Genomic DNA, 25,604 nt, shown 5'->3' on the forward strand with positions numbered 1-25,604 from the left:
CGGAGGCCGCCGCCTTCGGGCGGCGGGAACACATATGACCATGAACTACGATCTGACCCGAATCAACACCCTGACCGCCTCCGATCTGGAGTTTATCCGCCAGCAGGGCGAGGAAGCACGCCGCGCCCTCAGCGATGCCGTGACCGGCCTGCTGACTGTCCCGCAGGGCTGGCGCGTCTGCGCCGAGTACCGCAGTGAATTTGGGGGCTTTTTCCCGGTACAGTGCCGTTTCAGCGCGGATAACAGTGATGACTGGCACCTGTGCGTGTGCAGTCCTGGTGAGGTGTCGCCGTACTGGCTTCTGGTTCTTCTTTCTTCGGGTGGCTCCGTAGTGCGCACCCTGTACCAGAATGAGACACTCCAGCCTGAGCGGGTCAGCCAGCTGATCGCCCGGATGGCAGGGATGCGCCGGTTTAACTGCACGGCGAGTACCGTGGCAAACCTGATGAGTGGGGAGGTGACAGCATGATCCCGTCATCCCATGCCCTTGTCTCCCTGAAACCTGCCCGTCAGGCCGCGATTCAGGCTATCAGCCAGGTGGAGTCCGCCCGCGAACGCGGCTCCCGACTGCCCGCCATGCCGTATGTGCGCACCTTTCTGCGGGTGCTCACGGGCAGCGGTCGCCTGAATGCCACGGTCGCACGTCAGATCCCGGGTCTGAACTGGGTACCAAAGAACCGCCATTCGAACCTGAAACAGGTCGAGGAAGCGCTGGACACGATGATTGCCACTGGAGGAGAAGCCTGCCCGCTGCCGCTCACGCTGGACGTACAGGCCGAACTGTTCCCCGAAGTCATGCACACCCGCATGGGCAGAAGACTGCACAGGGCGGGTATCCAGACCACCCGACAGATACGCCGCGAATCCCGTGAATTCGACCAGCGCTGGAAGTTACGCCAGAACCTGCTCGCGCAGGCTGAAACCGACATCAACTTTCAGTCCCCGGAAACCGTCTGCACCTGGTATACCCGGTGGAGCGACGAGTTCGACGCGGGGGAGCTGGCGGGTGCATTCTGGCGCTGGCAGACGCGGTTCGCGTCGCTGAAAGAACTGAACTGGCTGCGCCTGAGCGGTGAACCGCTGTATGCGTTGATGTATGAAATCCCGTTCATCGTCCGGGAGACACCGGAACATATCCGGGACGCCGAGCGCTGGCAGGTTCCAAACAAACTGCACCACAAAGTGGTTAACGGTTGAACGAAAAAGGATGTGAATTTATACAGTTTTCAGACTGTTATTCCTGGGCAGATGATCGACAACGGGATATAATGGCGATGGCGCTTGAGGTTTTTTGCCTCATGACGTGAAGGTGGTTTGTTGCCGGTTGTGTGGCAGAAAACAGAAAGCCCCGAGTAATTTTTCAATTAACCCGAGGCCCACTGCATGTCTGATCAACACCAGTATGGCCGCTTACCTGCCGAAAGGCAAGGAGAAGTAAACCATGAAACTGCCGCGAAGTACTGTTATCTGGTGCGTATTAATCGTGTGTTTAACACTCTTAATATTCACATTCCTCACCCGAAAATCGCTCTGCGAAATCCGGCTGAAGGACGGAGAACGGGAGGTCGCTGCCGTTCTGGCCTACGAATCCGGTAAGTAAGCTACCTGGAGGCGGGGGAAACCCCGCCTTTTCAGGAGCTGAGTTGCCACGACATGCCTGAAGCGCCTTTATGAAGGGGTTGCCGGTTCGCCGGTAGCCCCTTTTTCCTTCCCTGCGCGACCGCACGCCTTTACTTCCGGGAAGGGCTGTTCCCCTCCGGGGAACGGGGCAGGGCGGCAGCGCCTACGGCGCTGCCTGCTCTCTTCCCTTCCTGATCTCTGCCTGGTAATCCCTTTTCACGCTTTCAATATCACTCAGGGTTGATGCCTGGCAGGAATGTGCCGCAAGCCGGTAACGGTCTGCAATCTCATCCAGTGTGGAAGGCGTATTGTCACGGCTGCGGTGCTGGCGACCTTTCTGGCCAAAGATGGCCACTATCATATCCTGACTGCCGGACCTGCCAAAAAGGCGGGTGCACAGGCGCTTTACAATAAGCGGTGTTAAATCCAGATCAATGCTGTCTGCAATCTCAAAAATAAAGCAGAGCATCCGGTAGGTTTTATAACGTTTCACCGCAGCACTGAGACGGGCTGCGCGCTGAGGGTATTCCCAGGAATCATCAGAATAAAGCTGCAGTTCTGCCTGGTAATCTCTCGCAAGGTGTTCACGGGTGTACGTAAAATTGCGGTAAAAACAGGCCCGCGACTGTTCTGTCCGGGATTCTTTAGCCATTTCATGCACCATTTATTAATGCTAATGGATGCGTACATTAGCATTAATAGTGACCATTATCAAATCAGTCCGGGTCAGATTTCCGGTCAAATCACAGCGATATCAGCCAGCGTCACCAGGATGGCCAGAACGATAAAAACGGGCAGGGCGATGGCCCCCTTCGGCTCCCGGCCAGCTGCGCCGTCCGGTCGTCGAGCCCCACTCCGCCAGGCAGCTGCTTCGCACCAGCCAGTCTCCGCCGAACCCCTGCGGGTTTCGGGCTATCGCTAGGGTCTGATGGCTGAGGTCAACAGCTGCGGCTTCTCCGGCCGTACCGTCCGGAGCGCCTTCACCGCGCCGGCGTAGCCGTCGCTTTAATGTCGCCACGCCGTTCCGACGTGTCGGGTGTGTGCATCCTGTTCGCCAGGTGAAGCCATCCCCCGTGTGTCCTCACGCGGAGGGCTGCTTGTAGCACCGCCGGGTCGTCATACAAGGGGTGAAATAAACGCCGCCAAAACTTTTTGCGAAAGGCTGCAAAAACTTTCGTCAGCGCCCCTTTCCTTCCTCCCTTCGCCGTTGCTCCCTTTGCCCTTTGCCGCGAGAGAACTCACCAGGGAGATGGACACCATCACCACAGGAGAAAACCAGGATGCACACACAAAACGTCAACGTCAGAACCGCCGCTCCTGAATCTTCCAGGAAGATAGGGGGAAAATCAGGCCCTGAGCCTAAAACTGCATCTCTCATTGCGATTTATGGCAATGAGGTGAGCTACGCATGGAACGTTCTGGAGGATTTGAAGGCCGCAGGGGCTTCTTATACCCGAAGAAACATCATTGCCGATATGTTCCGCCGTCTGGGCGTGAAATAGCCCATAACCCTCTTTACCCCGTGCGGCAGCCGCAGCACGGAACTGAGCCAACAGGAGCCAGATAAATGAACGCTAACACCCCGACCGCAGTGCCAATGGTTTTCTTCATTCCGTCCAGCAACACCGTGTATGCCTGGGCGAAAGAACGAAACGGTGAATGGGTCACCGAGTACGGCGCGAAAACGCTGGATAACGTGCGTCACCTTTACCCGGATGCGGAGCTGATGACGTTCGCCCTGGTACAGGAAAAGCAAAACATCGGGTTTCGCCGTCAGTGGGTAGAGATTACGCAAAATCGCTACATCCGACAGCTGGAAATGCTGCCGCCGATGGACTGGTGTCGGGGTTTTGGCGGGGAGTCATTCAAATCGATGGAGTTCACGGGCGGCGATGTGACCGCGATTTATGTGCGGTACGGAGAACGTTTCTTCGAGTGTCACGACCTGCACACCCTGAATCACAAAGAACTGATCGGGGATGTGATCTCCCGTTTCTTTCTCGATGCGCCGCTGAATTCCGCGCATTAAAAAAGCGAGGTTTCCCCCGCTTTCTCAACGCCGGGTAGCCGCGGTAACGGTGAACCGGCAATCACAACCAAAGGAGATTGATCATGAAATTTGACCCGCAGACTGTCGCACAGGCCGAGGCGTTTGTAAATGCCCTCCGGGCCGGAAAATCTGCCCACGTTCCCGCACTGCGCTTTAACCAGTGGCAGCAATTTATGTCCGTGGTGAATGCTGGCACAGGCTATGCGGCAAACGCCGATTGTGGTCTGGGTGTCAGCGTCTATCCGGCGCTCGGACTGGCTTAAAAGGAGACGGCCGCCCACGGGCGGCCGGTAAGGAGGAACCATGTCACAACTGAGTTTTGAATCCCTGTTCCTGGCTGAGTCGCCAGCGGTGCCGCCAGCAGAGTCCGCCCCTGCCCGGGTGATGTTACCTGCTGAGGCGCGTAAGCAGTTTGCCCAGGTGTTCCGCCATACGGCGCCGTACATGCGCCGTTCTGAGGTGTTCCGCGATTTCATTACCCTGGCGGCCAGCGAGCTGGATATGGCGCGTATCCGCTCGCCGGAGAACATCGAGAGCAGCCGCCGGATCTGCGACCGCTATCAGCCGTCCGATTTAGACGCCATGAAACAGCTGTTTTGTCTGATGGTGGAAGGGCTGGCGGGCGAAATTCATGATTTTCTCGGCTCCCTGTATATGGAGCAGGAGCTGGGCGCGGACGAAATGGGGCAGTATTTCTCGCCTTCCTGCATCTCCCGCCTGATGGCCGGATTACTCATGCCTGGCGCTCAGGAGACGATAAAACGTGACGGGTGGATGGCGCTTGATGAGCCAGCCTGCGGCAGCGCCGGAATGGTGATCGCCTTTGCGTACTGGATGGTGGAAGCTGGACTGAACCCGTCTGAACAGCTTTACGCCACCTGTACCGATATCGATCCGATGGTGGCGGATATGGCCTTCATCCAGCTGGCACTACTGGGTATACCCGCGAAAGTGGTGACCGGCAATACGCTGACCCTCAAGGCCAGCCTTGTACGCTATACGCCCGTTTATTACTTCAACGCGTGGCACGAACGTCTGGCGTTTCGCGAGCGTTTTGACGCCATGAAAAACATTCTGGCCTCCGTGGCCGCCTGACAGACAGGGCGGCAGGGCAGACCTGCCGCCGGGAGAGAAACATGAAAAATAATACACTCAACGGAATGCCTGCCACTGTACTGGAGACAATGGCCGATCACCTCAGCGGGCAGCCTGAGCCGGTAAAAATCCGCAGTGTTGAAGACCACGCCGCACTGGCTGCACAGGCGCTGTGGGCCTTCGCCTGTAAAACCGGGCTTAACCGCGAAAGTGAGAGTGTGGAAACTGTTGTCACCGATTTTCTGGCCAACCTGCTTCACCTGTGCGGGCAGTGTGATCCTGACGGAGACGGTGCAGGTTGTCTTAACGGCCTGCTGGTGACGGCGATGATGCACTATCAGCAGGAATGCGGGGGAAACGGGGAGGAACTGATCTGATCCTGCCAGACGATATACCCCGGTGCGTTTCATCGGGGTAACCCCATAAACCAGCGCTCCCCTTCGGGGAGCCAGGGCGGGTGAAAGCGCCTCCGGCGCTACCGCTGTGCCCCTCAGTTTCCCGGTCATTCTCATCTGTATGCCACCATCTGGACTGCAAGTTAGTGCTAATGGACGCATACATTAGCGTTAATGGTAATTGCTGTTTTGAATGTGTGGGTCAGGTTTCCGGTCAAATCACAGTGATATCAGCCAGCGTCACCAGGATGGCCAGAACGATAAAAACGGGCAGGGCGATGGCCCCCTTCGGCTCCCGGCCAGCTGCGCCGTCCGGTCGTCGAGCCCCACTCCGCCAGGCAGCTGCTTCGCACCAGCCAGTCTCCGCCGAACCCCTGCGGGTTTCGGGCTATCGCTAGGGTCTGATGGCTGAGGTCAACAGCTGCGGCTTCTCCGGCCGTACCGTCCGGAGCGCCTTCACCGCGCCGGCGTAGCCGTCGCTTTAATGTCGCCACGCCGTTCCGACGTGTCGGGTGTGTGCATCCTGTTCGCCAGGTGAAGCCATCCCCCGTGTGTCCTCACGCGGAGGGCTGCTTGTAGCACCGCCGGGTCGTCATACAAGGGGTGAAATAAACGCCGCCAAAACTTTTTGCGAAAGGCTGCAAAAACTTTCGTCAGCGCCCCTTTCCTTCCTCCCTTCGCCGTTGCTCCCTTTGCCCTTTGCCGCGAGAGAACTCACCAGGGAGATGGACACCATCACCACAGGAGAAAACCAGGATGCACACACAAAACGTCAACGTCAAAACCGCCGCTCAAGAATCTACCGGAAGATGTGATTCAAACCTCACCGTTGCCCAGTTCATGGATCTGTTTTGCTGGGTCCTTGCCGCAACGGAAGGGGAGCCACAACCGGCAATTTTTACACCGCCAGCGAATGCCACTGAGCTGACGTTAATTAATAACGAGTGCCCGGATTATATCTCTGTCTGGGTTATCGACGGTCGCCCGGTAGCAGCAGCAATGCCGCTGGACAATTTTCACCGTGTTATTTCTTCATCACTTACTAATTAATCAGGAGTCAATAATTATGGTCAGTTTCGCAAGCCGCTATCGTGTGCCGTCATCAATCCGTAAAGACCGCCCGCTGACGAATGATGAATTACAGCGCATTGTCCCGAGCGCGTTTTCTGCTGATAAACATGATTCTCGCTCAGAGCGTTACACCTATATCCCGACCATTAATATTCTTGATCGTTTACGTGATGAGGGATTCCAGCCGTATTATGCAACCCAGTCACGCCCGCGTGACCAGGATAAACGCGAGTTTACGAAACATATGCTGCGCCTGCGCCGACATGACCAGATTAACGGTAAAGAAGTCCCGGAAATTATTCTGCTTAACAGCCATGATGGCTCCAGCAGTTATAAAATGATCCCAGGCATGTTTCGTCAGGTTTGCTCAAATGGTCTGGTAGCCTGGAAAGATTTTGGTGAAATCCGCGTACCACACAAAGGGGATATTGTCGGACAGGTTATCGAGGGCGCTTATACAGTGCTGAAAACATTTGATGCTGTTGATGAAAATATCGACATGATGAAAAGCATTCAGCTCTCTTTACCTGAACAACGTCTCCTGGGTGCCGCCGCTCTGGAGTATAAGTATGACGGGAAAAAATCGCCGGTAACGCCAGAGCAGATTATTAAACCGCGCCGTGTCCTCGACCAGGGACAGGATTTATGGACCACTTTTAATGTGGTGCAGGAAAATGTGATCCGGGGTGGTATCCGTGGCAGAACTGAAAAAGGCAGTCTGACCAGAACGCGGGAAGTCACCGGTATTGACGGTGATATCAAATTAAATCAGGCATTATGGAAACTGGCTGAAGAGTTTGCAAAGATGAAGGCCTGAAAATTAAGCCGCTCTGATGAGCGGCTTTTTATTGTGTGTTATTCAGTGACGCCGTCTCTGCTGTTTTTTCTGCATTAACCATTCCCCCGCTCTGCTCCTGATGCTGCGAAAGGATCGTTTTTCGTGCCAGCAAAACGCGATATATATTTTTAATATCTTCGGCATACGCCCGGCGCTGAGTGATGAGCTTTTTCGAGGGGCCGGTATTATACATTCCTACGCTGTCCCAGTTTTTACCATACGACCGGAAGTTGTGCGCCAGAACCCAGGCACCGGTATAGACGCAGATACAGGGATCATTTAACAACCGGTCACGCGTAATATTAAAGTTTTTAAGCTTTCCGTAATGAGAGCTGTTCACCTGCATCCCGCAGACATCTTCTGTCCCATTCCTGTTTGATCCATTAATCGCACCTGCCCGCAGTCTGCTTTCCTTAATGGAAATTGACATCAGCAGGAGTGGATCAATACGGTAGTCTTTTCCTGCCTGGTCAAAACACATCTGGGGAGCTGCGCCCGCTGAAAGTGAAACGACCAGCACGGCAGCGGGTAATAATGTTATTTTCATCATCTGGCCTTTTAACGAGATATAAGCACGAATGGGAGCCGCTTTAAAAAATACCCCGCCAGATCGTCTTAATCAAGTTTATTCACTACAAACGCGCGTAAGCGCTCTCCGGCATGACTTTTACCCCTGGCTGAAATAATGAAAGCGGACCAGGCAACCGTATTTACATGCCGCTCTTTACTAACCTCATAAAACATCACACCCCACGCAAGACTTCGTCTTGCAGATTTTTTCTTTTAATTCAGATGTATACCTGTTCGTATTATGCGGAATTATGCTGTGTGAACGATAAAGGTGTGTGCATCAGCACACCTTGCAGTGCCTAATGCAGCACTACTGTGTGTGCTGATACAGCACTGTTGAGTGTGGGGATTGTGTGTATTCAATAATTAGAGTAACTTAAAAATGAATAGTGCCTGAACCCCACACATCACAGTGCCTGATGCACACACATGATGGTGCCGGATTAGCACACTTCAAAAAGCCCGATTTACACGAACTCTCAGTAAGTTACAGAGACGAGTTACTTCGGGAACTGACTTATATGTAGCATTGCAGTGCCGCATCAGGCACTGCATGAAATTTTTGAGAAAATATCATGCCAAGAAAGAACATCTACTTTAAAGATAAAATTGACAGAGAAATACATGATATTCTTGAGATTGAGTTACAGAAAGGCGCAACAACGTCTGACATGAACTATTCATCAATAGTCAACGAATTAGTTCGACTCGGGTTGATGGTCTACAAATCGAAGGAAGAAGGCCCATCTTTCGATCTCGATGGTTTCCGACGCGACCTCATTAAGAAAGTCTCTGGCTCACGTGAAGGTATTATGATTCTCACCGCACTTGTCTCTGATATCTTTGTCACGATGAAGGGGCCAGACTCTGGAGTGAAGCTTGAAGAACTGATAAATGCCAATATCAGCTCGATTAACGATGCAGAAGATAAGGCTGAAAAAGACCACTTCCTGACGGATTAATTATTGGTTTCAGGCCGGACTTTTCCGGCCCTGTCGATCACTGAGACTCACCCTCATCCCACGGAAGGTCTTCTTTCTCCACCTCCGTGATTTTTTCTTTTAAAAAAACCTCAAATTCCATACACAGCACTTTCAGTGCCTGCGCATCCTCATTCTGGTCAAGTAATCTCTCAGTAAAATATCCAAGCGTATTCATTAACCTGGTGAGCATTTCGTCATTCAGACTACGGTTATGCACCTTTGCCATTGCCCTGATTTCATCTGCAAGATTCTCGGGAATACGCATACTGTAGCCTGTAGTTTTCCCGGGGAGTAACACACGCTCACCTTCACGCCACATCCACAACTGCTCCTGGTGCACCGGAACCTTATTTTTCTCTTCAGCCTCACCATCCACTTCATTCAGTAAATTTCCGAGCCACTCCTCGAACCTGACCGCCAGCGAAATGAGCCGTTCGCCTTCCGCAGTTTTAATTACTGCCTTCCCTGGTTGATAATTCAGGGATAAAAGAAGCCTTGCAATAATTTCCTCATTCACACTCCTGTTACCCGCCCGCGCGCATATTCGCAGCTCCATAAGCAAATTATCCGGCGCACGTAGCCGCCACTCGACCGCCTCGCCGGGCTGGAACTTTCGTGGACGGCCGCGACCATCCCACATTTTCTCTTTTACTTTCATAGCTATAGATCCTGTAAGCCATTTCAGAACTTTCCGGTCTACAAAGCCTACTCACTTACATATTCAGATAAATCCGAATGAAACCAAAAAAGTGTGACATGCGTCACAGTTTTTTTTTTTTAGGGTCATGGGACAATTGCGCCCGCGTAAACAACAACTTACGCACACCACTTTTGTTTACTTCCGGAGAAAACAAGCATGTTAACCAAAGGCAGCGCCCTTAACGTCGGTAAGGGATGGGCGGTAGCGTCTTTATTCCGTAAAGCTCGCGAAAATCGCCAGATGAAATTTTACTTAAAAACAGCAAGTGCATTCTTAATTGCACTTATGGTCACCAACCCGTCATTCGCATCCGGTACTGACCTTCTTTCTTCACAGGCCTCCACGGTCACTTCAACATTCGGCTCTGGCTCCTCACTGGTTAAATGGTTCTATATCGCCGAAATCATTATGGGCCTGTTTATTTATATTAAAGCCCGCTCCCCACTGGTATTTGTCGGCATCGTAATTTGTATCATCTTTACCCGTGTCGCCTTCGGCATCGCGAGCTAGACGATGAGCGGGGAAGAGGATAAATACTACTTCCCGGAAACTCTGAACCAGCAGGAGCGCTATTTAGGCCTTCCGATTGATGAATTAATTGTGACCGCACCCCTGGTTATTTTAGGGGTGCTTAACAATATGTCACTCGAACTTGGCGTTATAGCGGGGATTCTCTGGCTTATTGTGAGATATCTGAAAAAAGGGCAGGGGTCATTCTGGTTACTTAATTTCTGTTACTGGCACCTGCCGTCACTTTTATTCAAAGTCACTTTTCGCCAGATACCTGATTCAAGTTTCCGACACTGGAGGGCATAACTTTCATGAAACTGAAAATCAAAGGGGAACGCGATAAACAACTCAGCTATGCGTTTATTGGCCTTACAGGATTAACCCTGATTCTGGGAGTGGGTAACGTTTTAACCGGTTCGCTGGCATGGCATTTTGCCACCACCCAGAAAACCATTACCACCCCAATGACGTATAACCGTCCGTTCGCTTCTGATGCAGTCAGCGCAGACGCAACCGGCATGACACAGTTCGCCACTTCCTTTATTTACTGGCGACTGAATATCACCCCGGAAAACATCGACAATAACCAGAAAATGATTCTTGGGTACGTCCCCTCTGCTGAGCGGGATGTGCTCAAGAAAGCCCTGGATATTGAAGCTGAACGCATCAAGAAAGGAGGGATTACCACCCAGTTCGACACGAAAGAAATCCGGGTCACCAATGATGGCTCCGTGGAATTCAGCGGCACGCTGAAATCCTCCACCACCAACGGCGCAATCACCACCTTCCTGAAGCCCGAAGAAAAAATCTACCGACTGAAACTGAGTTATGTGAATGGCGTGATTAACCTCCACAGCTTCGAGGAACTCCAGCCGGTAACCACCACCAACTAACAGGACTGCCCATGAAATTTCGCATTTCACCGGCAGCTGCTGCTGTGATTCTGGCAGCGGGATTCTTTACTGGCGGCCTTCGGGCCGCTTCCGCACCCGCAGCCATTCCGTTTGAGAACGACGCCGCCTTTAACGTCACTCTCAGCAACACCAACCCAAGCAAGGTTGTTGTCGACGGAGAATTAATCACAAGCATCAGCGGACCATCCGGTGCCTACGACCAGAGCACGACCGATGACGGAGCGCTCATTCTGTCTCCGCTTGTTGGCCAGAACTTCACACTGTTTATCCAGACTGACCGCGGCTCATCGCTGAGCCTGAATATCAAACCGCAGCCCGGCAACGGCAAGACCCTGCGCTTCACCCCCATGTCACCACCACTTCGCAAGAACGATGACGCGAAGGCCTGGGAAGAAGGGCAGACCTATGAAAAGACACTGGTCGCATTGTCCCGGGCCGTCGTCAACGGCCAGGTGCCTGATGACTACCAGGAATACCCGGTCAGCCGGATGCCGGCATACACACCCGCCAGTGATGTACGCCTGACACCGGAACGCCAGTTTGTCGGCAACCACCTTCGTCTGGTGCGTTTCCGGATGAGCAATCCGGGCAACGTCACCCGCAGCCTGCGCGAGCGCGACTTCTGGCGCAAGGGCGTCAGGGCCGTCATGCTCTCACAGAGCCAGCTCTATGCCGGCGGCGAAGGCTACGCCTGGATTGTGTTTTCAGATGACGGAGACACCCGCCCATGAATCTGAATGAAAACCTGAAGACCCGCCGTAAGCAGGTGGCCATCCTCGCCGCCGTTCTTGTGGGCGGCGCAGCCGCTGCGGGCGGTGTTATCTGGTACGGGCAGTATCAGCAGGCGAAAAAGCAGCCCGCGCCGGTTGCCGCACCGAACATGACCGGTGTCGTGACCGCCGCATTTAACCAGCAGGTCAGCGATGCCGCACTGGCACAACAGCAGGCGAAGACCTCTGCGCTCGAGCAAAATTTTGCCACGCTCTCGCAGCAGTTTGCGCAGAACAAACTCGCCACCGACCAGAAACTCGCCGACAAGGACGCGGAAATTCAGCGCCTGAATGACCAGCTTTCGAAAGCCCCCAGCAGCAACCCGACCACAGGCCAGCAGACACCACCTGCTGGTCAGAACGGAACACCACTCCCGGGTCCCGTTGCTGCCGGTCAGGCCCGACCCCCCGAATACTCCGTGACCCCCACAGGCACACCGGCCGCCACTGGTGTCAATATGGGGCAGGGCGCAGGGTTCTATCCGGGCGGCTCCGGCCAGCGCATGACAGGCGGTCTGTCGACCACCAAATTCAGCTACGACAGTCTGAAGAAAAAGCCCACAAAACTGCCCTGGATTCCGTCCGGCTCCTTCTCTGACGCCATCATGATTGAAGGGGCCGATGCCAACGCCAGCGTCACCGGCCAGCAGAACACCCAGCCCGTCACCATTCGTCTTCTGGGGAGTATCCAGATGCCCAACAACAAAGAGTACAGCGCGGATGGCTGCTTTGTGGTGGGCGAAATCTGGGGGGATATCTCCAGCGAGCGCGGTGTGGTGCGAACAAAGTCGATCAGCTGCGTGCTGAAAAACGGCAAGCACGTCGATATGGAATTTGACGGTCACGTGAGCTACCAGGGTAAGGGTGGTGTGCGCGGCAAGCCAGTGATGCGTAACGGCATGATTGTCGGCTACGCCGGCGCAGCGGGTCTGCTTTCAGGTTTTGGTGAAGGGATTAAGTCTGCTGCCACACCGTCAGTAGGACTCGGCGCCACAGCCGATGTCGGTGCCGGCGACGTGTTTAAGCAGGGGTTAGGTGGGGGAGCCAGTAAGGCGGCCGACACCCTGAGTCAGTACTGGATTAAACGCGCTGAGCAGTATCACCCGGTGATTGATATCGGTGCCGGCAACCTGGTCACGGTCGTGTTCCAGAAAGGTTTCCGACTGGAAACACTGGAAGACGCTGAAGACCAGAAAGCGAAAGAGGAACTGCAGAAAGCAGGTAGCGCCGCGCAGAACGCCGTTGCTCCGCAACCCGCCAGTCAGACCACCACGTCCAGCACTACCTCAGTCGGCAACATCAACCCCGATGATGTTCTCCGCCAGGCCAGCCAGCTGCGCCTCGGTGACACCATCAACTGATGAGGAACTCAGGATGAAATCACGGAAAACACTGCAGTGGGCAACAACCCGGTGGAGGCCAGGACTTATATTCGCCGGTTCGTGGTCCATTTTGTTCTCCACGCTTTTCTCCGGTTTTATATGGGTACAGCTTATCGGCATGTTCCTTTTTCTGGCAGGCCTTCTTTTCCTGGCCGAGTCAATACCTGGCGGCATGGTGTGGCGTGAGCTGCACTCGCCAACCCAGGACACAACACCTGAAGAAAAGGAGAGAAAATGAAGAAGCCAGACATGGAAAACCGCATTGTTTTACTGAGAGGTATTAAGCAGGACTGGAAAGCCTGGTCTGAAGGAAAGAGGCTGGGGTGTATCAGCAAGAAGCTCGCCGGGATACTACTGGCTGTGGTGGCCGCTATCTTCGTTACCATAGTGCTGAACTATGAGCTTTTGCCTTATAGCCTGTACTCCCTTCCACCTTTGAGTGTGTTTGCCATTTTTCTGGTTTCCGAACTGAGTACGCCAGGCGGCTGGGACGAGGTTATCGACAGGAGGCTTCAGTCATATGAACCGCGTGACAGTGAAGCCTGGAAAGCACTAAGGGCCGCTGTTCTGGAAAAAGGGAAGCTGGAACATGATGATGTCAGGTTATGGCTTGAAGCTGAGTTTAAAGCCAATGCTGACCTGCTGGACGTGGCTGAAACGGCTATGAGATATGGATTTGTCCGGCGCGATGTATAAGCCGCCAGACATGCAGCCCGCATCCCTTAACCCTGCAACCCTTTTAAAATGGATCCGCTATATCTGTAACCCATAAGCGACCACCGCTGCTGATTTTGCACCAGAGCCTTCCCGTTCAATAACCCCCAAAAACACCACCGGAGTTACCCCATGAAAAAACTACTGGGTGCTGCACTGCTGTGCAGCGCACTGACCGGCTGCGCCGGTCTCAATTCTGATTTCGACTGCAACAAGACCGCCACCGACCAGTGCCTGACGACCGGAGAGGCCAACAAACTGGCCGCGCAGGGCAAAAGCCTGGACGACCTGACGGCTGATAAAGCCACAAAAAAGCCTGCGGGTGAAACCCTGCCGGCACTGCGTAACACAGCGCCGGGCGTCAATCCGTGGCGTCCTGTTTCCGTCGCAGCAACCGGAACCGCCGCCGCTAAGCCAATTGCTCCTCGCCCGCTGGCGACTGCCCAGGCGGAGACATCCGGCTCACTGGTCACGCCGCTGGTCACCACCAGTCATGCCACGCCGGTGCCGGTCAACACCGCTGGCCGCGTCCCGGTTCAGCGCATCCCTGACGCCACGCAGCGCCTGTGGATTGCACCCTGGGTGGACACGGACGACAACTTTCATCAGCCCGCCGTTGTCGAGTTTGTGAAAAACAAATCCCACTGGGATGAGAGCTATCGCGTTATCGGGGAGGGCGGCGAATGACGGATTTCCGCAATGACACCACCGCCCGGGAAGATGAGGGCGTGGTCATTGAGCGTCTACAGGGTGACTGGCACGTTAACAGGGGTAATGAGCAACACATTATTCGCCAGTCGGAAGATGAGCGGCTGCGCCGCCTGGAGTTGATCCGGGCCGCAGCGGAGGGCCGAAAATGAGTTTTGTCGACAGTCTGATGGGGATGCTGAAAAACGGGAAAGAGGAAGACGGTGCGGCAACGGCCCGTAACAACCTTTCCCAGACCTGGGACTACCCGTCCCTGGTCGCCGCACTACCGTACCGGTATTACGACGACACCAATGAGATTTTCGTCAACGCCGGTTCGGCAGGCTTCATTATGGAAGCCGCGCCACTGCCCGGTGCGAATGAGCAGGTGATGGCCGCGCTCGACGACATGCTGCGCAAGAAACTGCCCCGTAAAACGCCGTTGACCGTTATTCTGCTGGCCAGCAAGTGTGTAGGAGAGCGTATCGATCGCGGGGTGAGCGGTGATATGTGGAAAGGTCAGATGGCCGAACACCTCAATAAAATCACCCGTGCATTCTGGCAGCGCTCGGCGCTTCACGGTTTGGCCAACGAACGTGAATACCCGCTCTACCTGCGTAACTACCGCATCTTTATTGTCTACGGAGAATCACTGAAGCGCGCCTCCCAGACGCAGCGGATAATTGATGACCTGATTCAGATACGCAACACCATCCGCGTCTCACTGGGAGCTGCGCGTATCGACAGTATAAACACCGATGTGAACGCCTTCCTGTCTGCGGTACGTGAACAGATGAACTACCGGCAGGAGCAGGTGTTGATGTCCTCCGGGGATTACAACGAGGATGAGAAGCTTAACCGCCAGGTGGTTGATCCGGGGATTGACCTTAAGGTTCATCCATCGCATATCCGTATGGCGTTGCCGGAAAGCATCGATACGCGCGGGACGCGCCTGCCGGCATCAGCCTGTCGCATCATTAACATGCAGCTCAGCAAGAACCCGCGCCGCTTTGCTCTCTGGCAGGGGGCTGACAACCTGCAAAATCTGCGTTTCCCCGACCTCGGCATTCCCTGTCCGTTCATGCTGACCTGGACGACGGAGCTGGAAGAACAGACCAAAAGTCAGAGTGAGGCCTTCCGTAAAGACACGGACCTGTCAAAAAAAGCGAATTCAGCTTACGCCGCACTGTTCCCCGGCACCAAAAAAGCCGCAGACGAATGGCGACGCACCCGCGAACAGCTGAACAGCAACGAAATCGCGCTCTGCAACACCTACTTCAATCTGACCCTGTTCGCGCCGGATAACAACACCGATGCCCAGGCCTGCGAGCTGGCCGCCGTCAACGTGTTCCGCAAGAACGAGCTGGAGATGGTGACGATACAGTACCAGCAGATGCGTAACTGGCTGGCCGGCTTCCCGTTCGTCATGCAGGAAGGGATGTGGGAAGACCTGAAGATGACCGGGGCTACGCTTCGCGCCAAATCCTGGAACGCGGTGAGCCTGATGCCGGTGGTGGCAGAACGCCAGCTGTCGAACGTGGGAATGCCACTGCCAACCTACCGCAACCAGGTGGCCTTCTTCGATATGTTTGGTGAAGAGAACGGCAGTACCAACTTCAACATTGCCGTCACTGGCACCTCGGGGGCCGGTAAATCGTTCCTGACGCAGGGGGTCCTGCGCGATGTACTCAACGCCAATGGGTATGCCTGGGTCATTGACATGGGGGACAGCTACAAGAACTACTGCCACCAGGCCGGCGGGGTCTACCTCGACGGGGCGCAGCTGCGCTTTAACCCGTTTGCTAACGTCCGGGACATCAAACACTCTGCTGAAGGGATTGTTCGTCTGTTGACGGTGCTGGCCAGTCCGACGCAGCCACTGGATGGGGTGTGTGAAGCCATCCTGCAAAAAGCGGTCATGGATGCGTGGGAGAAAAAAGAACACAAGGCGCGTATCGATGATGTTCATCGCTACCTGACCAGTGAAGAGGTCAATACAGCCTTTGCGGACAAACCGACGATTATCGCGCGTCTCGCTGAGCTGGCCATGCTGCTCGATACCTACTGCACCTGGGGGCCGGATGGCGAATACTTCAATGCGGACAACCCGACCCTCGATGGCGAAACCCGCTTTGCGGTGCTGGAGCTGCTGAGCCTGGAAGACAAGCCGAAGCTGCTCTCGTCCATCCTGTTCTCGCTCATTCTGGCGATACAGGAAAAGATGTACCACAGCCCGCGCGACCTCAAAAAAGTCTGCATCATCGACGAGGCCTGGCGTCTGCTGGGTGGCTCCAACCCGCACGCGGCACGGTTTATCGAAACCGGCTACCGTACCGTGCGCCGCCACCGGGGCGCGTTTATCACCATCACCCAGGGCATCAAGGACTTCAGCGCCAGCAAGGAAGCAGAAGCCGCCTGGAACAACAGCTCCACCAAAATCACCCTGCTGCAGGATGCAAGGGCCTTTAAACAGTACCTTGCCGATAACCCGGATCAGTTCTCGGACATGGAAAAAGAAGTTATCCGTGGCTTCCAGCCCGCCCTGCAAACCGGCTACAGCTCCCTGCTGATAAGCGCCGGTGAATACAGCTCCTTCCATCGTCTGTTTGTCGACCCCGTCACGCGTGCCATGTTCAGCTCGCGCGGTGAGGATTTCGCCTATATGCAGAACGCGCAGAAAGCCGGAGCCACGGCGGAAGAGGCGGCATATCTGCTGGCGGAGAAGAAATTTGGCGGTGAACTTCGGGAACTTGAAGAGTGGGTGAACGCAGCATGAGTGAACAAAACGAAAAGCCGTATGACGGCGATGCCGTCCGGGACGGTGTGACGATGGCCAGCAAAACATCCCGCTGGCTTAAAGGGGGGCTGCTGGGACTGGCGGGACTGCTGGCCATGACCGGCGTGGCGTATGTGACGGCGAAGGCCGTCACCCCGGAAGTTGTGGTGTTTGACATGAAAGGGACGGTTGACCTCTTCATGCAGCAGTCATCGCAGTTACAGCTTGATGAGGGCAGGGCGAAAGCCCTGACGGCCCGCTTCAACGCGGCACTGACGACCAGTCTGGGCGAATGGCAGGCTTCACATAATGCCATCATCCTGGTGAAACCGGCAGTGATGAGCCCTCAGCGTGATATCACCGATGAAATCCGCGCCGACATTGCCCGGCGCACCCAGGGGGGCATGTGAAAAAACGACTTCAGCTGACGGCTCTGATACTGCTGACGCTCTCTGCTGCCAGTGGTGCCAAAGATCTCGGGACCTGGGGCAACGTGTTCGAACCTGCCGAACAGGACATGCTGACCTTTATCCAGAACCGCCTGAAGGGAATGGAGCAGAGCGGTGAACTTGACCGGTTACGGGAGGAGGCAACCGCGCGGGTAAAAGAACACGCGGTTCGCCCGACCCCGGTTGAAGGACTCAGTAAGGCCGTGACCTACCGCAGCTTCGTCTGGGACCCGACTTTCACCGTAAAAGAGACCATTACCGATATGCAGGGCAACGTGATTGCCCGTAAGGGTGACACGGTCAACCCGCTGGATAAGGTGCCTTTCAGCCAGGTGCTCTATTTCATCGACGGTGATGACAGGGAGCAGGTGAACTGGATCCGGCAGCAAATCGCCGGGCAAACAGACTTTAAGGTGATCCTGGTGAAAGGCAACATCAGGGACAGCAGCAATGCCCTGAATGAGCGTATCTACTTTGACCAGTCTGGCGTACTGACCCGTAAGTTTGGTTTTGAACACATCCCGGCACGGATTTCGCGTGATGGCCGTGTGATGAAGGTGGAAGAAATTCCGGTATCAGGAGCAAAAAAATGACAGCAACTACGTTAGGTGACCTATTTCCCACTCTCCGTAACGCGGTATCCGCACCACGCCATCCCCAAAAAAAGGACCGAAAAACGCCAGCGACCGTGACCCGCAGCGGAACCGCTGAACGGCTCAAGGCGCTGTACCCCGAAATTGACGGCTGGCATCCGGTATTGGTGACTAAAGCATGGCTTCACTGGTGCGGACAGAACCAGCTGGATACTCAGGAGCCGGAAACACGCGATGAAAGATTCCCTGACTTCATCATTCATCTTCTGCTGGAGAACATGCGGGCAGAAGACGGTGCGAAACGTAAAAAGGGCCAGACGATGTCGCTTTCTGAGCGTCTCGACAGGTTGTTCGCAGGCGAAGGGCAGGAGAACGCGGAATGTCACTGAAACACAATGCCGCGGTGCAGTCTGTACCTCAGCACATGACAGACCACAATACGGATACTAAAGGCAATGACAACGCCGTGAATCAACTCTGTCAGCTGTACCCTGAAATCGAATCGTGGCAACCCGAGCTGATCGCCGGTGCCTGGCATCACTGGTGTGCGCAGAACAGTCTGGTGTCGGCGGTACCAGAACAACGTGATGAGGCGTTTCCCCTGTATCTCGTCAGTCTTATCCGTAACAGAATGGAGGAGATGAACGTATGGCGCTAATCAGCTGTTTAACCCGTCCGGACGGGCTGCAGGGTGTGTTTTCCTGCCTGAGTATAGGGCAGGGGCTGAGTGGCTTTCTGGTGTTGATTATTTTACTGGTCGGCTGGCTGGTGATCCAATACCTGGCAGAGGCGAGACGTGTACGGCGGACCCGGGAAGCCAGACCAGGAATACCCGTCCCGCCGGCACAATTTGGTAATGCCCGTCATGCATCTGCTGTGCATGACTTTGCTAACCAGAACTATTACCAGGTGATGCTCGCCGAGATGGAAAAAGCACTGTTTTCGGCAGGTTACGAACTGACGCAGGATGCGTCACGCTGCACACGGCTGGCAAATGCAGACAGACGCGACATCAGCCGAAAAGTGACCAGCGTTCGCCACCGTTATATGACCCCCCTTCTCTCAGAACAGGCACTGAATGACAGTATTGATGACGCTATGAGAAATGGCTCCGCTGTGGAATGGCTGAACATGCTTATCTGGGGCAGTGAGCGGGAAGGATGGTATATCACCCGCAGTCAGGATGAAAACTCCACCAGGCTGACCGACTGGCAAAAACAGATGTGGCCCGTCAGGCAGGTGAGCATCATCGTGACGTCTGATACGTTGGTCATCACCCGTGATCTGGTCCGCGGTCTGAATGAGGCTGTGAACAGGGTGAGTCACACGCCGTTTCCTGAAAACGACAATATGCCTGAACTCAGCGATGTACCGGTAACAAGCCCGGGCCTTCAGGTGACACTGGAGCGTCAGTTGTGCACTACGCCTCCGGGGTTCTTTTCTGAGGTTGCTGGCCGGAACGTACCGGAGGCGCTGACGAGGATGATTGCTGTACCACAGGACGAAGAAAAGCGGGTTGTGGCGGTCTTCGCGCAGATAACGTCTCCGCGCTCAACAGAGATGTTAACCCTGTATCTGAATGCTGCTGCTGAACGCATTTCCGCCGGGGAGGCTCATGGCGCGGACTACGATGATGACAACGGTTATGCCTTTATCGTCACGCGTACCCTTAAACCTCACTGATTCAACCGTGCGGCCATCCAGGATGTTCGGTGCTCACTGCGTTGCGCTCCGCCTCAGCCTGAATGTTCTCACGGTTTCCGATTAACCCCGACAAGGTAACACCATGAAAAAAGACCCTGATGCTGAAAAGGGCCGGAATGTTACAGCCGTTCGTCATGATGAAAAATCGGCATTACGGCTCAATGCCATTCTTGCAGAGAATCCCCTTTATTATCCCTCGCTCGTCTTGCGGGCTGGCCTGCTAGCCCTTGAGGACATGAGCAAAGAACAACGGCTAACGATCGTAATGAAAGCCGCGACTAAGCCCGAAACACACTGACCTTTCTGTTTTAACTGGCCCTCCCGCCGTCCGGTGGCTGCGGCACTCCCGGAGATACCCCATGACACATCCTGAATATATCGGGCCGGTGACGGTTACCCGTGACCGCAACGGCTTCTGGACGCACCCCCACTACTTTACGCCAGCCAGTGATGAGGCCACCCGGGCTGAATTTGGCGACTGGATGCACCGTCACAACCTGACCTGTGCCACCCGCTGGATGGAAAACGATGCCCCTCCTCAGGTGATTGCGGCCTGGGAAAAGGGCGCGGCGGATATCAGTGCCTGGCAACCCTCAGCGCCTGCGGGCGATGGCTGGTTTATCGGCTCCATTCATGACACGGAAGACGGCCCGGTCTGTATCTGGCTGCGGGAGGTGAAATGAAGCACTTTTCATGGCTTGCCGGCATTCTGCTGATATTACTGTCCTGGTCCCCCACGCAGGCAACCGCCGCCAGCAACGCCGGAGACGGTCGCTGGGTCAACCCGATAACGGATGTCTGCTGGAAATGCCTGTTCCCGATGACACTCGGCAATATCCAGCTCGCCTCCGGTCCGCAGAAAGATACCGCTAACCCATCCTCCCCCTTCCAGATATGTCCGGTGGGGGTCCTGTACCGCGTTGGTCTGGCCATTGGGTTCTGGGAGCCGATGGCGATGGTGGATGTGACCCGTGAGCCGGGTGTGATGGTGAATATGGGGGGATTTAAAATCGACCTGGGGCGGACGGGCACAGGGACGTCAGGTCAGAGTGACCGGCCCGCAGCCGGCGCGTTTTACCACGTTCACTGGTACAAATACCCGCTGATCTTCTGGCTCAACATTATCACCAGCCTGGGTTGCCTGCAGACCGGCGATATGGACATCGCTTACCTCTCTGAAGTTGACCCTCTGTGGAATGACAGTACGCTCTCGATGCTGATTAACCCTGAAGCGGCACTGTTCGGGAATGTTGTGGCTCAGGCCGCCTGTGCGGCCGACGCGGTGGCCAGTGCGGCAGGTATGTCGCTCGCTCCGCTGTTCTGGTGTGCCGGTAGTCAGGGGACAATGTACCCGCTGACCGGTTACACCAGTGGTGAATTCTCACCGCTGGAAACCTCCTTGCTGGTCGGGGAAAGGATGGCGTTCAAGATGCACCGCGAGGGACTGGTCTGGAACTCTGTCGGAGCCGATAACGCCGTCTGTAACCAGTACCCGTCACCCATTATTCCCAAAGACCGGTGGCGATATCAGATGGTGAACATGTACCCCGAGGCAACCAACTGCCACCCGTTCGGGGCTATCACCCAGACCTGGGGCATGAAGCACAACTCCCCGTCCTCCAAAAAGAACTTCGGCTACCTCTTCTGGCGCAAACGAAACTGCGTCTTCCTTTAAGGACATGACAATGAAAACCGCTTATTTCCGGGCGCTGATGCTCAGCGTCCTGGCAGGCTTTGCGTCTCAGGTGCTGGCAAGTGCCCAGACAGAGACCTCCGTTACGGACCGTAACTGGATCAAAGGACAGCAGGACGCACTGGCAGCGATGAAAGAAGGAATGCCTGACCCGGGCGCAGGGCTGCCTGTCTTACCGCAGGCGCAGCAGGACCTGATTAACCGCCTCCAGGGCAATATCGCGGCGCAGTCCACCACGATGGGTGACAAAGACACGTTCCCGGCCATCTATTTTGTGAGCCTCGGTATACCACGTGAAGGCCTTCTGCCCATGCTGAAAGATGCGCGCCGATACAACATTCCGCCCACGTTACGCGGTCTGGTCAATAACGATATGCGCCAGACGGCGGCGCTCATGTTTGAGCTGAACAAGGAAGACAAGGATGCCGGTGTGCAAATCGATCCAACCCTGTTCAGTCAGTACCACATCACCACAGTGCCAGCCCTGGTGGTGACCTGCCCGGGCCGGTATGACGTTATCAGGGGCAGTCTGCCCCTGAAGGAGGCGCTGGAAAAAGTGGCGGAAAGCGGTGACTGTGCCGCAACGGCCCGCCAGTTACTGGAGGCTGCACGATGAGAAAGTCACTTTTCACCCTGCTGATCTTGTTTCCGCTCCTGGCCGGTGCTGCTGATCCGGCCTTTGATGCGGGGGCAAGTTTTGGCAAAGGCAGTGCATCCAGCGGGACAGACACCCTGAAAAATCCCGGTACGGTCACCAGTGCCATTCCGGGCTATACCGCGAACCCGCCGGAGAAAGGGTATTACGGTGGCGTGAGTGGCGGGGACGGCGGGCTGGCAAACAAAGGTCAGGCGGCCCTTCAGGGCAATGATGCCGCGCAGTCGGTTATCTCGTCCGGTACGACAAACCCGGCACCCGCCATTGATCCGAAGGCCCCTTTTATCACCATCGGCAAGAATGCGGAGGGCACGGCTGACGGGATCATGGATGGCAGCAGCCAGCAGTGTACACAGACGACCGTGTCAAAATCGACGTTTGATAACTACTCCTGTAGCGCCGATGTGGCTGTATCAAAGACCTGTACCCGCGACACACAAATTACCGGCCATTATGAGAATCAGGTGTCCACGAAAACTGTGGTCATCTCGCCGGCGACGCTGGTCTTTACGAAAATCGATGACAACACGCTTGGATTTGCGCTGCCGCTGGATGAACCGGGGGCCACCATGCTGGAAGGTTCAATCACCACATCGCAAAAAAGCAGCGCCGGAAACCCGTTTTTTAGCTCGAAACTGACGTTCTACGGCACGTCGAAGACGCTGAAAAATGTGAATAACACATTTGATGTGGATGTGGCCCAGCAGGTTGTCCCGGCTGACGGGATGCTGCGCGGGACACTGACAAATGATGTTTCTGACTATATAGACCAGATGATGATGTCGGTCATGTCGTCAAAATACCCCAACAATGATGGCCTCGCCAAAATCACGGCGACAATCACCATCGTGACAACGGTGAAAGTCTGGGTCCCGTCGACGACGACCCCGTCAGTCTGTCCGGACAGCCCGGGTGGAAAGAAAACCGGCTCGGTCTGCACTATCAAAGGCGGTGACCGGCAGGTGGTTGTTGATGGTGTCACGCAGACGGTTCACAGCGACTGCTGGCAGTACACCGATACGTACCTGGTCAGCGAGAACACGACCGGCACCTGTGCCTCACTGACCAGCAACGCTGCCTGTACCAAAGCGAGTGAAACCTGCTCTGAGTACATTGACGGCACCTGTTCTCATAAAGACTACATCTATCAGTGCCAGACGGTGCATTCGTCCACGGGCCTGGTCTGCGGTGGCCAGTATATCTGTAAGTCAGGGGACTGCGACGACACCAACGGGGCGGGGGATAACGGGTTTGACACTGCCGTGGCCAAACTCGCTGGCCTGGCCTCTGCTGCTGAAGACGTCAGGGACCAGAACTCCACCATTAACGTCAGAGCCTTTACCGGTAAGGCGATGAGCTGTCGTAAAGCTTTCGCGGGATTCTCTAACTGTTGTAAGGACTCTGGCTGGGGACAGGACACCGGATTATCGGCCTGTAACGATGATGAGATGGCCATCGGCAAGGCGAAAGCCAAGAAGATTACCGTCAGTGTGGGTGACCGCTGCGATCGTCAGGTTGCCGGCGTATGTCTCCAGACCAGCCATGTTTACTGCGTCTTTGACGGCAAACTCGCCCGCATCATTCAGGAGCAGGGGCGTCGTGACCAGCTGGGCGTGAAGTTTGGCAGCGGCAGCAGTCCTGACTGCCGGGGGATCACGGTGCCGGAACTGCAGAGCATCGACTTCGACAAAATCAACTTCGCGGACTTCTACGAAGATTTGATGAACAACCAGAAAGTGCCTGACACCAGTACGCAGGTGAAACAAATCAAGGATCGTATCGCCGCCCAGGTGAACCAGCAGGGGGGTAAGTAAATGAAACGAAAATGTGTCCTCTGGGGGCTGTTGCTGGCCTTTGCCGGTCAGTCAGCCCTGGCTGAAGAGATAGTGACACCGGCTGATCCGTTTACCGGCTGGGCCTGGTACAACGAACCGAAAAAGCCCGCTGAATTGCCCAAAAAGCCACAGCAGCCCGCGCCGCAGTCGGTTCCGGATATGAGTAAGCTGTCCGCGCAGGAACAGGCAAAGGTGCTGCGCGGGTACACGATGGAGGCGCTTAACCGCGCCATCCTGTACCCGACGAAAGAGAATACGGCAACGTTCCTGCGCTGGCAGAAGTTCTGGACCGACCGGGGGTCGATGTTCAGCCAGTCCTTTGCGGCAGCGCAGCTGAGCCACCCGGATCTCGACTACAACCTGGAGTACCCGCACTACAACAGCATGGCGCCGTTTGTGCAGACGCGTGACCAGCAGTCGCGGCAGAACGCGGTGACGCAGCTGGCGCATCAGTACGGTCTGTTTTATTTCTACCGGGGCAGTGACCCGATTGATGTGCAGATGGCCGGCGTGGTGGCCGACTTTGCAAAAACCAACGGTATTTCGCTTATCCCGGTTTCGGTCGACGGGCAGGTGGCGGCCAGTCTGCCACAGAGTCGTCCGGACACCGGACAGTCACGTTCGATGAATATCTCGCACTTCCCGGCACTCTTCCTGGTCGACCCGACCAGCAAAAACTACCGTGCCCTGTCCTACGGCTTCATGACCCAGGATGATCTGTCGAAGCGATTCCTGAACGTGGCCACCGGCTTTAAACCGAATTCATAAGGTAATCAAACCATGAACGTTAATCTTTTCGCAGGACTGTTTTTCTGGGGCACGATGGCGCGCGTACTGAGTGAGCTGATGACCCTGTCAGTTGAACATACCCAGCAGGGGTTGCTCTGGTTATGCAACGGACTCTGGATGGGAGCGGCCGGGATGCTGATGTATGCCGGATATCGCTGGTTCCGTCATGACGCAAAGCAGGATCACAAGGAGGCCGATCATGAGCATTAAATCCGGACTCACCGCCCTGCTGATTGCCATGCCGCTGCTCGCACAAGCCGGAATTCGTGAAGAACTGGCGTTGCTGGAAGCGGCGAAGACGACAGCACCGGCTCACGATGCTGCCATGACCGCATCGGCCATCCCGGCACCTGCACCGGTGAACCTGATGTCACTGCCGGACGGTCGCCAGGCAAACATGAAGGATTATGCGGTGGTGCTCTTTATGCAGGCCCACTGCCAGTACAGCGCGAAGTTTGACCCGTTACTGAAGGGCTGGGCCGATCAGCACGATATCCGGGTGTACCCCTACACCCTGGACGGTGGCGGGGACGGCTCTTTCCCGACCCCGATGATCCCCCGCAAAACGGACCCGAATTCACCGATAGCCGATGAAATCGTCACGTTCTTCGGCAACGGTCTGCCCATCGCCACGCCGACCGCCTTCGTGGTCAACGTCAACACCCTGAAGGCGTACCCGCTGACGCAGGGGGTGATGGAAATCCCCACGCTTGAAAGCCGTATGGCCAGCCTGATTCAGGCCGACCTGGATAACGTTGACCCGAAATCGCTGCCGCCGATGCCGGCAAGTGCGCAGGTCACCCCTCAGTAA

39 protein-coding genes and 1 pseudogene are annotated in these 25,604 nt (G+C 55.4%); 35 read left to right on the top strand and 5 right to left on the bottom strand.

Features of this window, described 5'->3' with window-relative positions:
- The first annotated feature begins 34 nt into the window (after positions 1 to 34).
- The 4 genes and pseudogenes from psiB to L3069_RS24950 all read left to right on the top strand — a co-directional run bounded on the left by psiB (position 35) and on the right by L3069_RS24950 (position 1,600).
- Positions 35 to 469, top strand: coding sequence for a conjugation system SOS inhibitor PsiB (gene psiB, locus L3069_RS24935; protein ID WP_236901954.1), 435 nt, complete (start codon positions 35 to 37; stop codon positions 467 to 469).
- Entirely contained in the window at positions 466 to 1,197 is a 732-nt protein-coding gene (locus L3069_RS24940) for a plasmid SOS inhibition protein A (RefSeq protein ID WP_236901955.1), read from the top strand. Before psiB ends, L3069_RS24940 begins: the two co-directional genes overlap by 4 nt.
- Before the next feature lie 186 nt (positions 1,198 to 1,383).
- Positions 1,384 to 1,533, top strand: a pseudogene (locus L3069_RS24945) (DUF5431 family protein); the annotation flags it as partial.
- Positions 1,481 to 1,600 carry a type I toxin-antitoxin system Hok family toxin gene (locus L3069_RS24950; RefSeq protein WP_274205380.1) on the top strand — a complete coding sequence of 40 codons (120 nt, stop codon included), beginning with the start codon at positions 1,481 to 1,483 and terminating at the stop codon, positions 1,598 to 1,600. The pseudogene L3069_RS24945 and the gene L3069_RS24950, both read left to right, overlap by 53 nt.
- Before the next feature lie 183 nt (positions 1,601 to 1,783).
- Here L3069_RS24950 and L3069_RS24955 read toward each other — a convergent pair whose 3' ends face one another.
- On the bottom strand, positions 1,784 to 2,272 hold the full coding sequence (locus L3069_RS24955) for a cytoplasmic protein (RefSeq protein ID WP_236901956.1): 489 nt from the start codon (positions 2,270 to 2,272) through the stop codon (positions 1,784 to 1,786).
- A 102-nt stretch (positions 2,273 to 2,374) separates the two neighbouring features.
- Positions 2,375 to 2,638: a hypothetical protein gene (locus tag L3069_RS24960; RefSeq protein WP_236901957.1), complete on the bottom strand. Its 264-nt coding sequence runs from the start codon at positions 2,636 to 2,638 to the stop codon at positions 2,375 to 2,377.
- Positions 2,639 to 2,900: 262 nt separating this feature from the next.
- On the opposite strand from L3069_RS24960, the gene L3069_RS24965 reads away from it, so the two are divergent.
- From L3069_RS24965 to L3069_RS24985, 5 genes are all read left to right on the top strand, one after another.
- On the top strand, positions 2,901 to 3,122 hold the full coding sequence (locus tag L3069_RS24965; protein WP_236901958.1) for a hypothetical protein: 222 nt from the start codon (positions 2,901 to 2,903) through the stop codon (positions 3,120 to 3,122).
- A 65-nt stretch (positions 3,123 to 3,187) separates the two neighbouring features.
- Positions 3,188 to 3,649 carry a DUF1419 domain-containing protein gene (locus L3069_RS24970; RefSeq protein ID WP_236901959.1) on the top strand — a complete coding sequence of 154 codons (462 nt, stop codon included), beginning with the start codon at positions 3,188 to 3,190 and terminating at the stop codon, positions 3,647 to 3,649.
- A gap of 83 nt (positions 3,650 to 3,732) precedes the next feature.
- Complete coding sequence (locus tag L3069_RS24975; protein ID WP_014063859.1) at positions 3,733 to 3,933, top strand: hypothetical protein; 201 nt, start codon at positions 3,733 to 3,735, stop codon at positions 3,931 to 3,933.
- A gap of 40 nt (positions 3,934 to 3,973) precedes the next feature.
- On the top strand, positions 3,974 to 4,765 hold the full coding sequence (locus L3069_RS24980; RefSeq protein ID WP_236901960.1) for an N-6 DNA methylase: 792 nt from the start codon (positions 3,974 to 3,976) through the stop codon (positions 4,763 to 4,765).
- Positions 4,766 to 4,806: 41 nt separating this feature from the next.
- The gene (locus L3069_RS24985; RefSeq protein ID WP_236901961.1) at positions 4,807 to 5,142 is read left to right on the top strand and encodes a hypothetical protein; all 336 of its coding nucleotides are present in this window, start codon (positions 4,807 to 4,809) and stop codon (positions 5,140 to 5,142) included.
- A 248-nt stretch (positions 5,143 to 5,390) separates the two neighbouring features.
- On the opposite strand, the gene L3069_RS24990 is transcribed toward L3069_RS24985, so the two are convergent.
- The gene (locus L3069_RS24990; RefSeq protein ID WP_236901957.1) at positions 5,391 to 5,654 is read right to left on the bottom strand and encodes a hypothetical protein; all 264 of its coding nucleotides are present in this window, start codon (positions 5,652 to 5,654) and stop codon (positions 5,391 to 5,393) included.
- Positions 5,655 to 5,916: 262 nt separating this feature from the next.
- Between L3069_RS24990 and L3069_RS24995 the strand changes: the two genes are divergently transcribed.
- Positions 5,917 to 6,210: a hypothetical protein gene (locus tag L3069_RS24995; protein WP_236901962.1), complete on the top strand. Its 294-nt coding sequence runs from the start codon at positions 5,917 to 5,919 to the stop codon at positions 6,208 to 6,210.
- A 16-nt stretch (positions 6,211 to 6,226) separates the two neighbouring features.
- Positions 6,227 to 7,048, top strand: a complete 822-nt coding sequence (locus tag L3069_RS25000) for a DUF932 domain-containing protein (protein ID WP_236901963.1) — start codon at positions 6,227 to 6,229, stop codon at positions 7,046 to 7,048.
- Between the two features lie 28 nt (positions 7,049 to 7,076).
- Here L3069_RS25000 and L3069_RS25005 read toward each other — a convergent pair whose 3' ends face one another.
- Positions 7,077 to 7,616 (bottom strand): lytic transglycosylase domain-containing protein, encoded by a 540-nt coding sequence (locus L3069_RS25005; RefSeq protein WP_236901969.1) that lies wholly within the window; start codon positions 7,614 to 7,616, stop codon positions 7,077 to 7,079.
- Between the two features lie 598 nt (positions 7,617 to 8,214).
- Here L3069_RS25005 and L3069_RS25010 point away from each other — a divergent pair.
- On the top strand, positions 8,215 to 8,601 hold the full coding sequence (locus L3069_RS25010) for a relaxosome protein TraM (RefSeq protein ID WP_088545091.1): 387 nt from the start codon (positions 8,215 to 8,217) through the stop codon (positions 8,599 to 8,601).
- A 37-nt stretch (positions 8,602 to 8,638) separates the two neighbouring features.
- Here the strand turns inward: L3069_RS25010 and L3069_RS25015 are convergent, their stop codons facing one another.
- Positions 8,639 to 9,280, bottom strand: coding sequence for an Arc family DNA-binding protein (locus L3069_RS25015; protein ID WP_236901964.1), 642 nt, complete (start codon positions 9,278 to 9,280; stop codon positions 8,639 to 8,641).
- 198 nt (positions 9,281 to 9,478) lie between these two features.
- Here L3069_RS25015 and L3069_RS25020 point away from each other — a divergent pair, with 198 nt between their 5' ends.
- From L3069_RS25020 to L3069_RS25130, 23 genes are all read left to right on the top strand, one after another.
- Positions 9,479 to 9,832 carry a type IV conjugative transfer system pilin TraA gene (locus L3069_RS25020; protein ID WP_236901965.1) on the top strand — a complete coding sequence of 118 codons (354 nt, stop codon included), beginning with the start codon at positions 9,479 to 9,481 and terminating at the stop codon, positions 9,830 to 9,832.
- A gap of 3 nt (positions 9,833 to 9,835) precedes the next feature.
- Entirely contained in the window at positions 9,836 to 10,138 is a 303-nt protein-coding gene (gene traL, locus L3069_RS25025) for a type IV conjugative transfer system protein TraL (RefSeq protein WP_236901966.1), read from the top strand.
- 5 nt (positions 10,139 to 10,143) lie between these two features.
- Entirely contained in the window at positions 10,144 to 10,725 is a 582-nt protein-coding gene (locus L3069_RS25030) for a TraE/TraK family type IV conjugative transfer system protein (protein WP_088545087.1), read from the top strand.
- A gap of 11 nt (positions 10,726 to 10,736) precedes the next feature.
- Positions 10,737 to 11,477 (top strand): type-F conjugative transfer system secretin TraK, encoded by a 741-nt coding sequence (gene traK / locus L3069_RS25035; RefSeq protein WP_088545086.1) that lies wholly within the window; start codon positions 10,737 to 10,739, stop codon positions 11,475 to 11,477.
- Positions 11,474 to 12,877, top strand: coding sequence for an F-type conjugal transfer pilus assembly protein TraB (traB, locus tag L3069_RS25040; RefSeq protein ID WP_236901967.1), 1,404 nt, complete (start codon positions 11,474 to 11,476; stop codon positions 12,875 to 12,877). The genes traK and traB overlap by 4 nt, the downstream gene beginning before the upstream one ends.
- Positions 12,878 to 12,890: 13 nt before the next feature.
- On the top strand, positions 12,891 to 13,136 hold the full coding sequence (locus L3069_RS25045) for a hypothetical protein (protein ID WP_088545084.1): 246 nt from the start codon (positions 12,891 to 12,893) through the stop codon (positions 13,134 to 13,136).
- On the top strand, positions 13,133 to 13,594 hold the full coding sequence (locus L3069_RS25050) for a hypothetical protein (protein ID WP_236901076.1): 462 nt from the start codon (positions 13,133 to 13,135) through the stop codon (positions 13,592 to 13,594). Before L3069_RS25045 ends, L3069_RS25050 begins: the two co-directional genes overlap by 4 nt.
- 150 nt (positions 13,595 to 13,744) lie before the next feature.
- Positions 13,745 to 14,299: a type IV conjugative transfer system lipoprotein TraV gene (gene traV / locus L3069_RS25055; RefSeq protein ID WP_088545083.1), complete on the top strand. Its 555-nt coding sequence runs from the start codon at positions 13,745 to 13,747 to the stop codon at positions 14,297 to 14,299.
- Entirely contained in the window at positions 14,296 to 14,472 is a 177-nt protein-coding gene (locus tag L3069_RS25060) for a hypothetical protein (protein ID WP_176600604.1), read from the top strand. The genes traV and L3069_RS25060 overlap by 4 nt, the downstream gene beginning before the upstream one ends.
- Positions 14,469 to 17,075, top strand: a complete 2,607-nt coding sequence (gene traC / locus L3069_RS25065; protein ID WP_088545082.1) for a type IV secretion system protein TraC — start codon at positions 14,469 to 14,471, stop codon at positions 17,073 to 17,075. Before L3069_RS25060 ends, traC begins: the two co-directional genes overlap by 4 nt.
- Positions 17,072 to 17,485 (top strand): type-F conjugative transfer system protein TrbI, encoded by a 414-nt coding sequence (trbI, locus tag L3069_RS25070; RefSeq protein WP_088545120.1) that lies wholly within the window; start codon positions 17,072 to 17,074, stop codon positions 17,483 to 17,485. Before traC ends, trbI begins: the two co-directional genes overlap by 4 nt.
- On the top strand, positions 17,482 to 18,117 hold the full coding sequence (gene traW / locus L3069_RS25075; protein ID WP_088545081.1) for a type-F conjugative transfer system protein TraW: 636 nt from the start codon (positions 17,482 to 17,484) through the stop codon (positions 18,115 to 18,117). The genes trbI and traW overlap by 4 nt, the downstream gene beginning before the upstream one ends.
- Positions 18,114 to 18,506: a hypothetical protein gene (locus tag L3069_RS25080; RefSeq protein WP_236901922.1), complete on the top strand. Its 393-nt coding sequence runs from the start codon at positions 18,114 to 18,116 to the stop codon at positions 18,504 to 18,506. The genes traW and L3069_RS25080 overlap by 4 nt, the downstream gene beginning before the upstream one ends.
- Complete coding sequence (locus L3069_RS25085) at positions 18,497 to 18,775, top strand: hypothetical protein (protein ID WP_088545079.1); 279 nt, start codon at positions 18,497 to 18,499, stop codon at positions 18,773 to 18,775. The genes L3069_RS25080 and L3069_RS25085 overlap by 10 nt, the downstream gene beginning before the upstream one ends.
- Positions 18,766 to 19,800, top strand: coding sequence for a hypothetical protein (locus L3069_RS25090; protein ID WP_236901923.1), 1,035 nt, complete (start codon positions 18,766 to 18,768; stop codon positions 19,798 to 19,800). The genes L3069_RS25085 and L3069_RS25090 overlap by 10 nt, the downstream gene beginning before the upstream one ends.
- 103 nt (positions 19,801 to 19,903) lie before the next feature.
- A complete protein-coding gene (locus tag L3069_RS25095) occupies positions 19,904 to 20,119 on the top strand; it encodes a hypothetical protein (RefSeq protein ID WP_200928241.1) in 216 nt (71 codons plus the stop codon).
- A 61-nt stretch (positions 20,120 to 20,180) separates the two neighbouring features.
- Positions 20,181 to 20,504 carry a hypothetical protein gene (locus L3069_RS25100; RefSeq protein WP_236901924.1) on the top strand — a complete coding sequence of 108 codons (324 nt, stop codon included), beginning with the start codon at positions 20,181 to 20,183 and terminating at the stop codon, positions 20,502 to 20,504.
- Positions 20,501 to 21,496, top strand: coding sequence for a conjugal transfer pilus assembly protein TraU (gene traU / locus L3069_RS25105; protein ID WP_236901925.1), 996 nt, complete (start codon positions 20,501 to 20,503; stop codon positions 21,494 to 21,496). The genes L3069_RS25100 and traU overlap by 4 nt, the downstream gene beginning before the upstream one ends.
- Positions 21,497 to 21,506: 10 nt before the next feature.
- Positions 21,507 to 22,130, top strand: a complete 624-nt coding sequence (trbC, locus tag L3069_RS25110; RefSeq protein WP_236901926.1) for a type-F conjugative transfer system pilin assembly protein TrbC — start codon at positions 21,507 to 21,509, stop codon at positions 22,128 to 22,130.
- Positions 22,127 to 23,983: a type-F conjugative transfer system mating-pair stabilization protein TraN gene (traN, locus tag L3069_RS25115; protein ID WP_236901927.1), complete on the top strand. Its 1,857-nt coding sequence runs from the start codon at positions 22,127 to 22,129 to the stop codon at positions 23,981 to 23,983. The genes trbC and traN overlap by 4 nt, the downstream gene beginning before the upstream one ends.
- On the top strand, positions 23,984 to 24,772 hold the full coding sequence (traF, locus tag L3069_RS25120; protein WP_088545072.1) for a type-F conjugative transfer system pilin assembly protein TraF: 789 nt from the start codon (positions 23,984 to 23,986) through the stop codon (positions 24,770 to 24,772).
- Between the two features lie 12 nt (positions 24,773 to 24,784).
- Positions 24,785 to 25,003, top strand: coding sequence for a hypothetical protein (locus L3069_RS25125; protein ID WP_088545071.1), 219 nt, complete (start codon positions 24,785 to 24,787; stop codon positions 25,001 to 25,003).
- Entirely contained in the window at positions 24,993 to 25,604 is a 612-nt protein-coding gene (locus L3069_RS25130; protein WP_088545070.1) for a type-F conjugative transfer system pilin assembly thiol-disulfide isomerase TrbB, read from the top strand. The genes L3069_RS25125 and L3069_RS25130 overlap by 11 nt, the downstream gene beginning before the upstream one ends.

This window comes from Enterobacter cloacae complex sp. ECL411 (assembly GCF_021869665.1).
Taxonomy (GTDB): domain Bacteria; phylum Pseudomonadota; class Gammaproteobacteria; order Enterobacterales; family Enterobacteriaceae; genus Enterobacter; species Enterobacter intestinihominis.

Coding starts and splice junctions, on each gene's coding strand:
- psiB (WP_236901954.1), top strand. CDS start 35: ATGACCATGAACTACGATCTGACCCGAATCAACACCCTGACCGCCTCC.
- L3069_RS24940 (WP_236901955.1), top strand. CDS start 466: ATGATCCCGTCATCCCATGCCCTTGTCTCCCTGAAACCTGCCCGTCAG.
- L3069_RS24955 (WP_236901956.1), bottom strand. CDS start 2,272: ATGGCTAAAGAATCCCGGACAGAACAGTCGCGGGCCTGTTTTTACCGC.
- L3069_RS24965 (WP_236901958.1), top strand. CDS start 2,901: ATGCACACACAAAACGTCAACGTCAGAACCGCCGCTCCTGAATCTTCC.
- L3069_RS24970 (WP_236901959.1), top strand. CDS start 3,188: ATGAACGCTAACACCCCGACCGCAGTGCCAATGGTTTTCTTCATTCCG.
- L3069_RS24975 (WP_014063859.1), top strand. CDS start 3,733: ATGAAATTTGACCCGCAGACTGTCGCACAGGCCGAGGCGTTTGTAAAT.
- L3069_RS24980 (WP_236901960.1), top strand. CDS start 3,974: ATGTCACAACTGAGTTTTGAATCCCTGTTCCTGGCTGAGTCGCCAGCG.
- L3069_RS24985 (WP_236901961.1), top strand. CDS start 4,807: ATGAAAAATAATACACTCAACGGAATGCCTGCCACTGTACTGGAGACA.
- L3069_RS24995 (WP_236901962.1), top strand. CDS start 5,917: ATGCACACACAAAACGTCAACGTCAAAACCGCCGCTCAAGAATCTACC.
- L3069_RS25000 (WP_236901963.1), top strand. CDS start 6,227: ATGGTCAGTTTCGCAAGCCGCTATCGTGTGCCGTCATCAATCCGTAAA.
- L3069_RS25005 (WP_236901969.1), bottom strand. CDS start 7,616: ATGAAAATAACATTATTACCCGCTGCCGTGCTGGTCGTTTCACTTTCA.
- L3069_RS25010 (WP_088545091.1), top strand. CDS start 8,215: ATGCCAAGAAAGAACATCTACTTTAAAGATAAAATTGACAGAGAAATA.
- L3069_RS25015 (WP_236901964.1), bottom strand. CDS start 9,280: ATGAAAGTAAAAGAGAAAATGTGGGATGGTCGCGGCCGTCCACGAAAG.
- L3069_RS25020 (WP_236901965.1), top strand. CDS start 9,479: ATGTTAACCAAAGGCAGCGCCCTTAACGTCGGTAAGGGATGGGCGGTA.
- traL (WP_236901966.1), top strand. CDS start 9,836: ATGAGCGGGGAAGAGGATAAATACTACTTCCCGGAAACTCTGAACCAG.
- L3069_RS25030 (WP_088545087.1), top strand. CDS start 10,144: ATGAAACTGAAAATCAAAGGGGAACGCGATAAACAACTCAGCTATGCG.
- traK (WP_088545086.1), top strand. CDS start 10,737: ATGAAATTTCGCATTTCACCGGCAGCTGCTGCTGTGATTCTGGCAGCG.
- traB (WP_236901967.1), top strand. CDS start 11,474: ATGAATCTGAATGAAAACCTGAAGACCCGCCGTAAGCAGGTGGCCATC.
- L3069_RS25045 (WP_088545084.1), top strand. CDS start 12,891: ATGAAATCACGGAAAACACTGCAGTGGGCAACAACCCGGTGGAGGCCA.
- L3069_RS25050 (WP_236901076.1), top strand. CDS start 13,133: ATGAAGAAGCCAGACATGGAAAACCGCATTGTTTTACTGAGAGGTATT.
- traV (WP_088545083.1), top strand. CDS start 13,745: ATGAAAAAACTACTGGGTGCTGCACTGCTGTGCAGCGCACTGACCGGC.
- L3069_RS25060 (WP_176600604.1), top strand. CDS start 14,296: ATGACGGATTTCCGCAATGACACCACCGCCCGGGAAGATGAGGGCGTG.
- traC (WP_088545082.1), top strand. CDS start 14,469: ATGAGTTTTGTCGACAGTCTGATGGGGATGCTGAAAAACGGGAAAGAG.
- trbI (WP_088545120.1), top strand. CDS start 17,072: ATGAGTGAACAAAACGAAAAGCCGTATGACGGCGATGCCGTCCGGGAC.
- L3069_RS25080 (WP_236901922.1), top strand. CDS start 18,114: ATGACAGCAACTACGTTAGGTGACCTATTTCCCACTCTCCGTAACGCG.
- L3069_RS25085 (WP_088545079.1), top strand. CDS start 18,497: ATGTCACTGAAACACAATGCCGCGGTGCAGTCTGTACCTCAGCACATG.
- L3069_RS25090 (WP_236901923.1), top strand. CDS start 18,766: ATGGCGCTAATCAGCTGTTTAACCCGTCCGGACGGGCTGCAGGGTGTG.
- L3069_RS25095 (WP_200928241.1), top strand. CDS start 19,904: ATGAAAAAAGACCCTGATGCTGAAAAGGGCCGGAATGTTACAGCCGTT.
- L3069_RS25100 (WP_236901924.1), top strand. CDS start 20,181: ATGACACATCCTGAATATATCGGGCCGGTGACGGTTACCCGTGACCGC.
- traU (WP_236901925.1), top strand. CDS start 20,501: ATGAAGCACTTTTCATGGCTTGCCGGCATTCTGCTGATATTACTGTCC.
- trbC (WP_236901926.1), top strand. CDS start 21,507: ATGAAAACCGCTTATTTCCGGGCGCTGATGCTCAGCGTCCTGGCAGGC.
- traN (WP_236901927.1), top strand. CDS start 22,127: ATGAGAAAGTCACTTTTCACCCTGCTGATCTTGTTTCCGCTCCTGGCC.
- traF (WP_088545072.1), top strand. CDS start 23,984: ATGAAACGAAAATGTGTCCTCTGGGGGCTGTTGCTGGCCTTTGCCGGT.
- L3069_RS25125 (WP_088545071.1), top strand. CDS start 24,785: ATGAACGTTAATCTTTTCGCAGGACTGTTTTTCTGGGGCACGATGGCG.
- L3069_RS25130 (WP_088545070.1), top strand. CDS start 24,993: ATGAGCATTAAATCCGGACTCACCGCCCTGCTGATTGCCATGCCGCTG.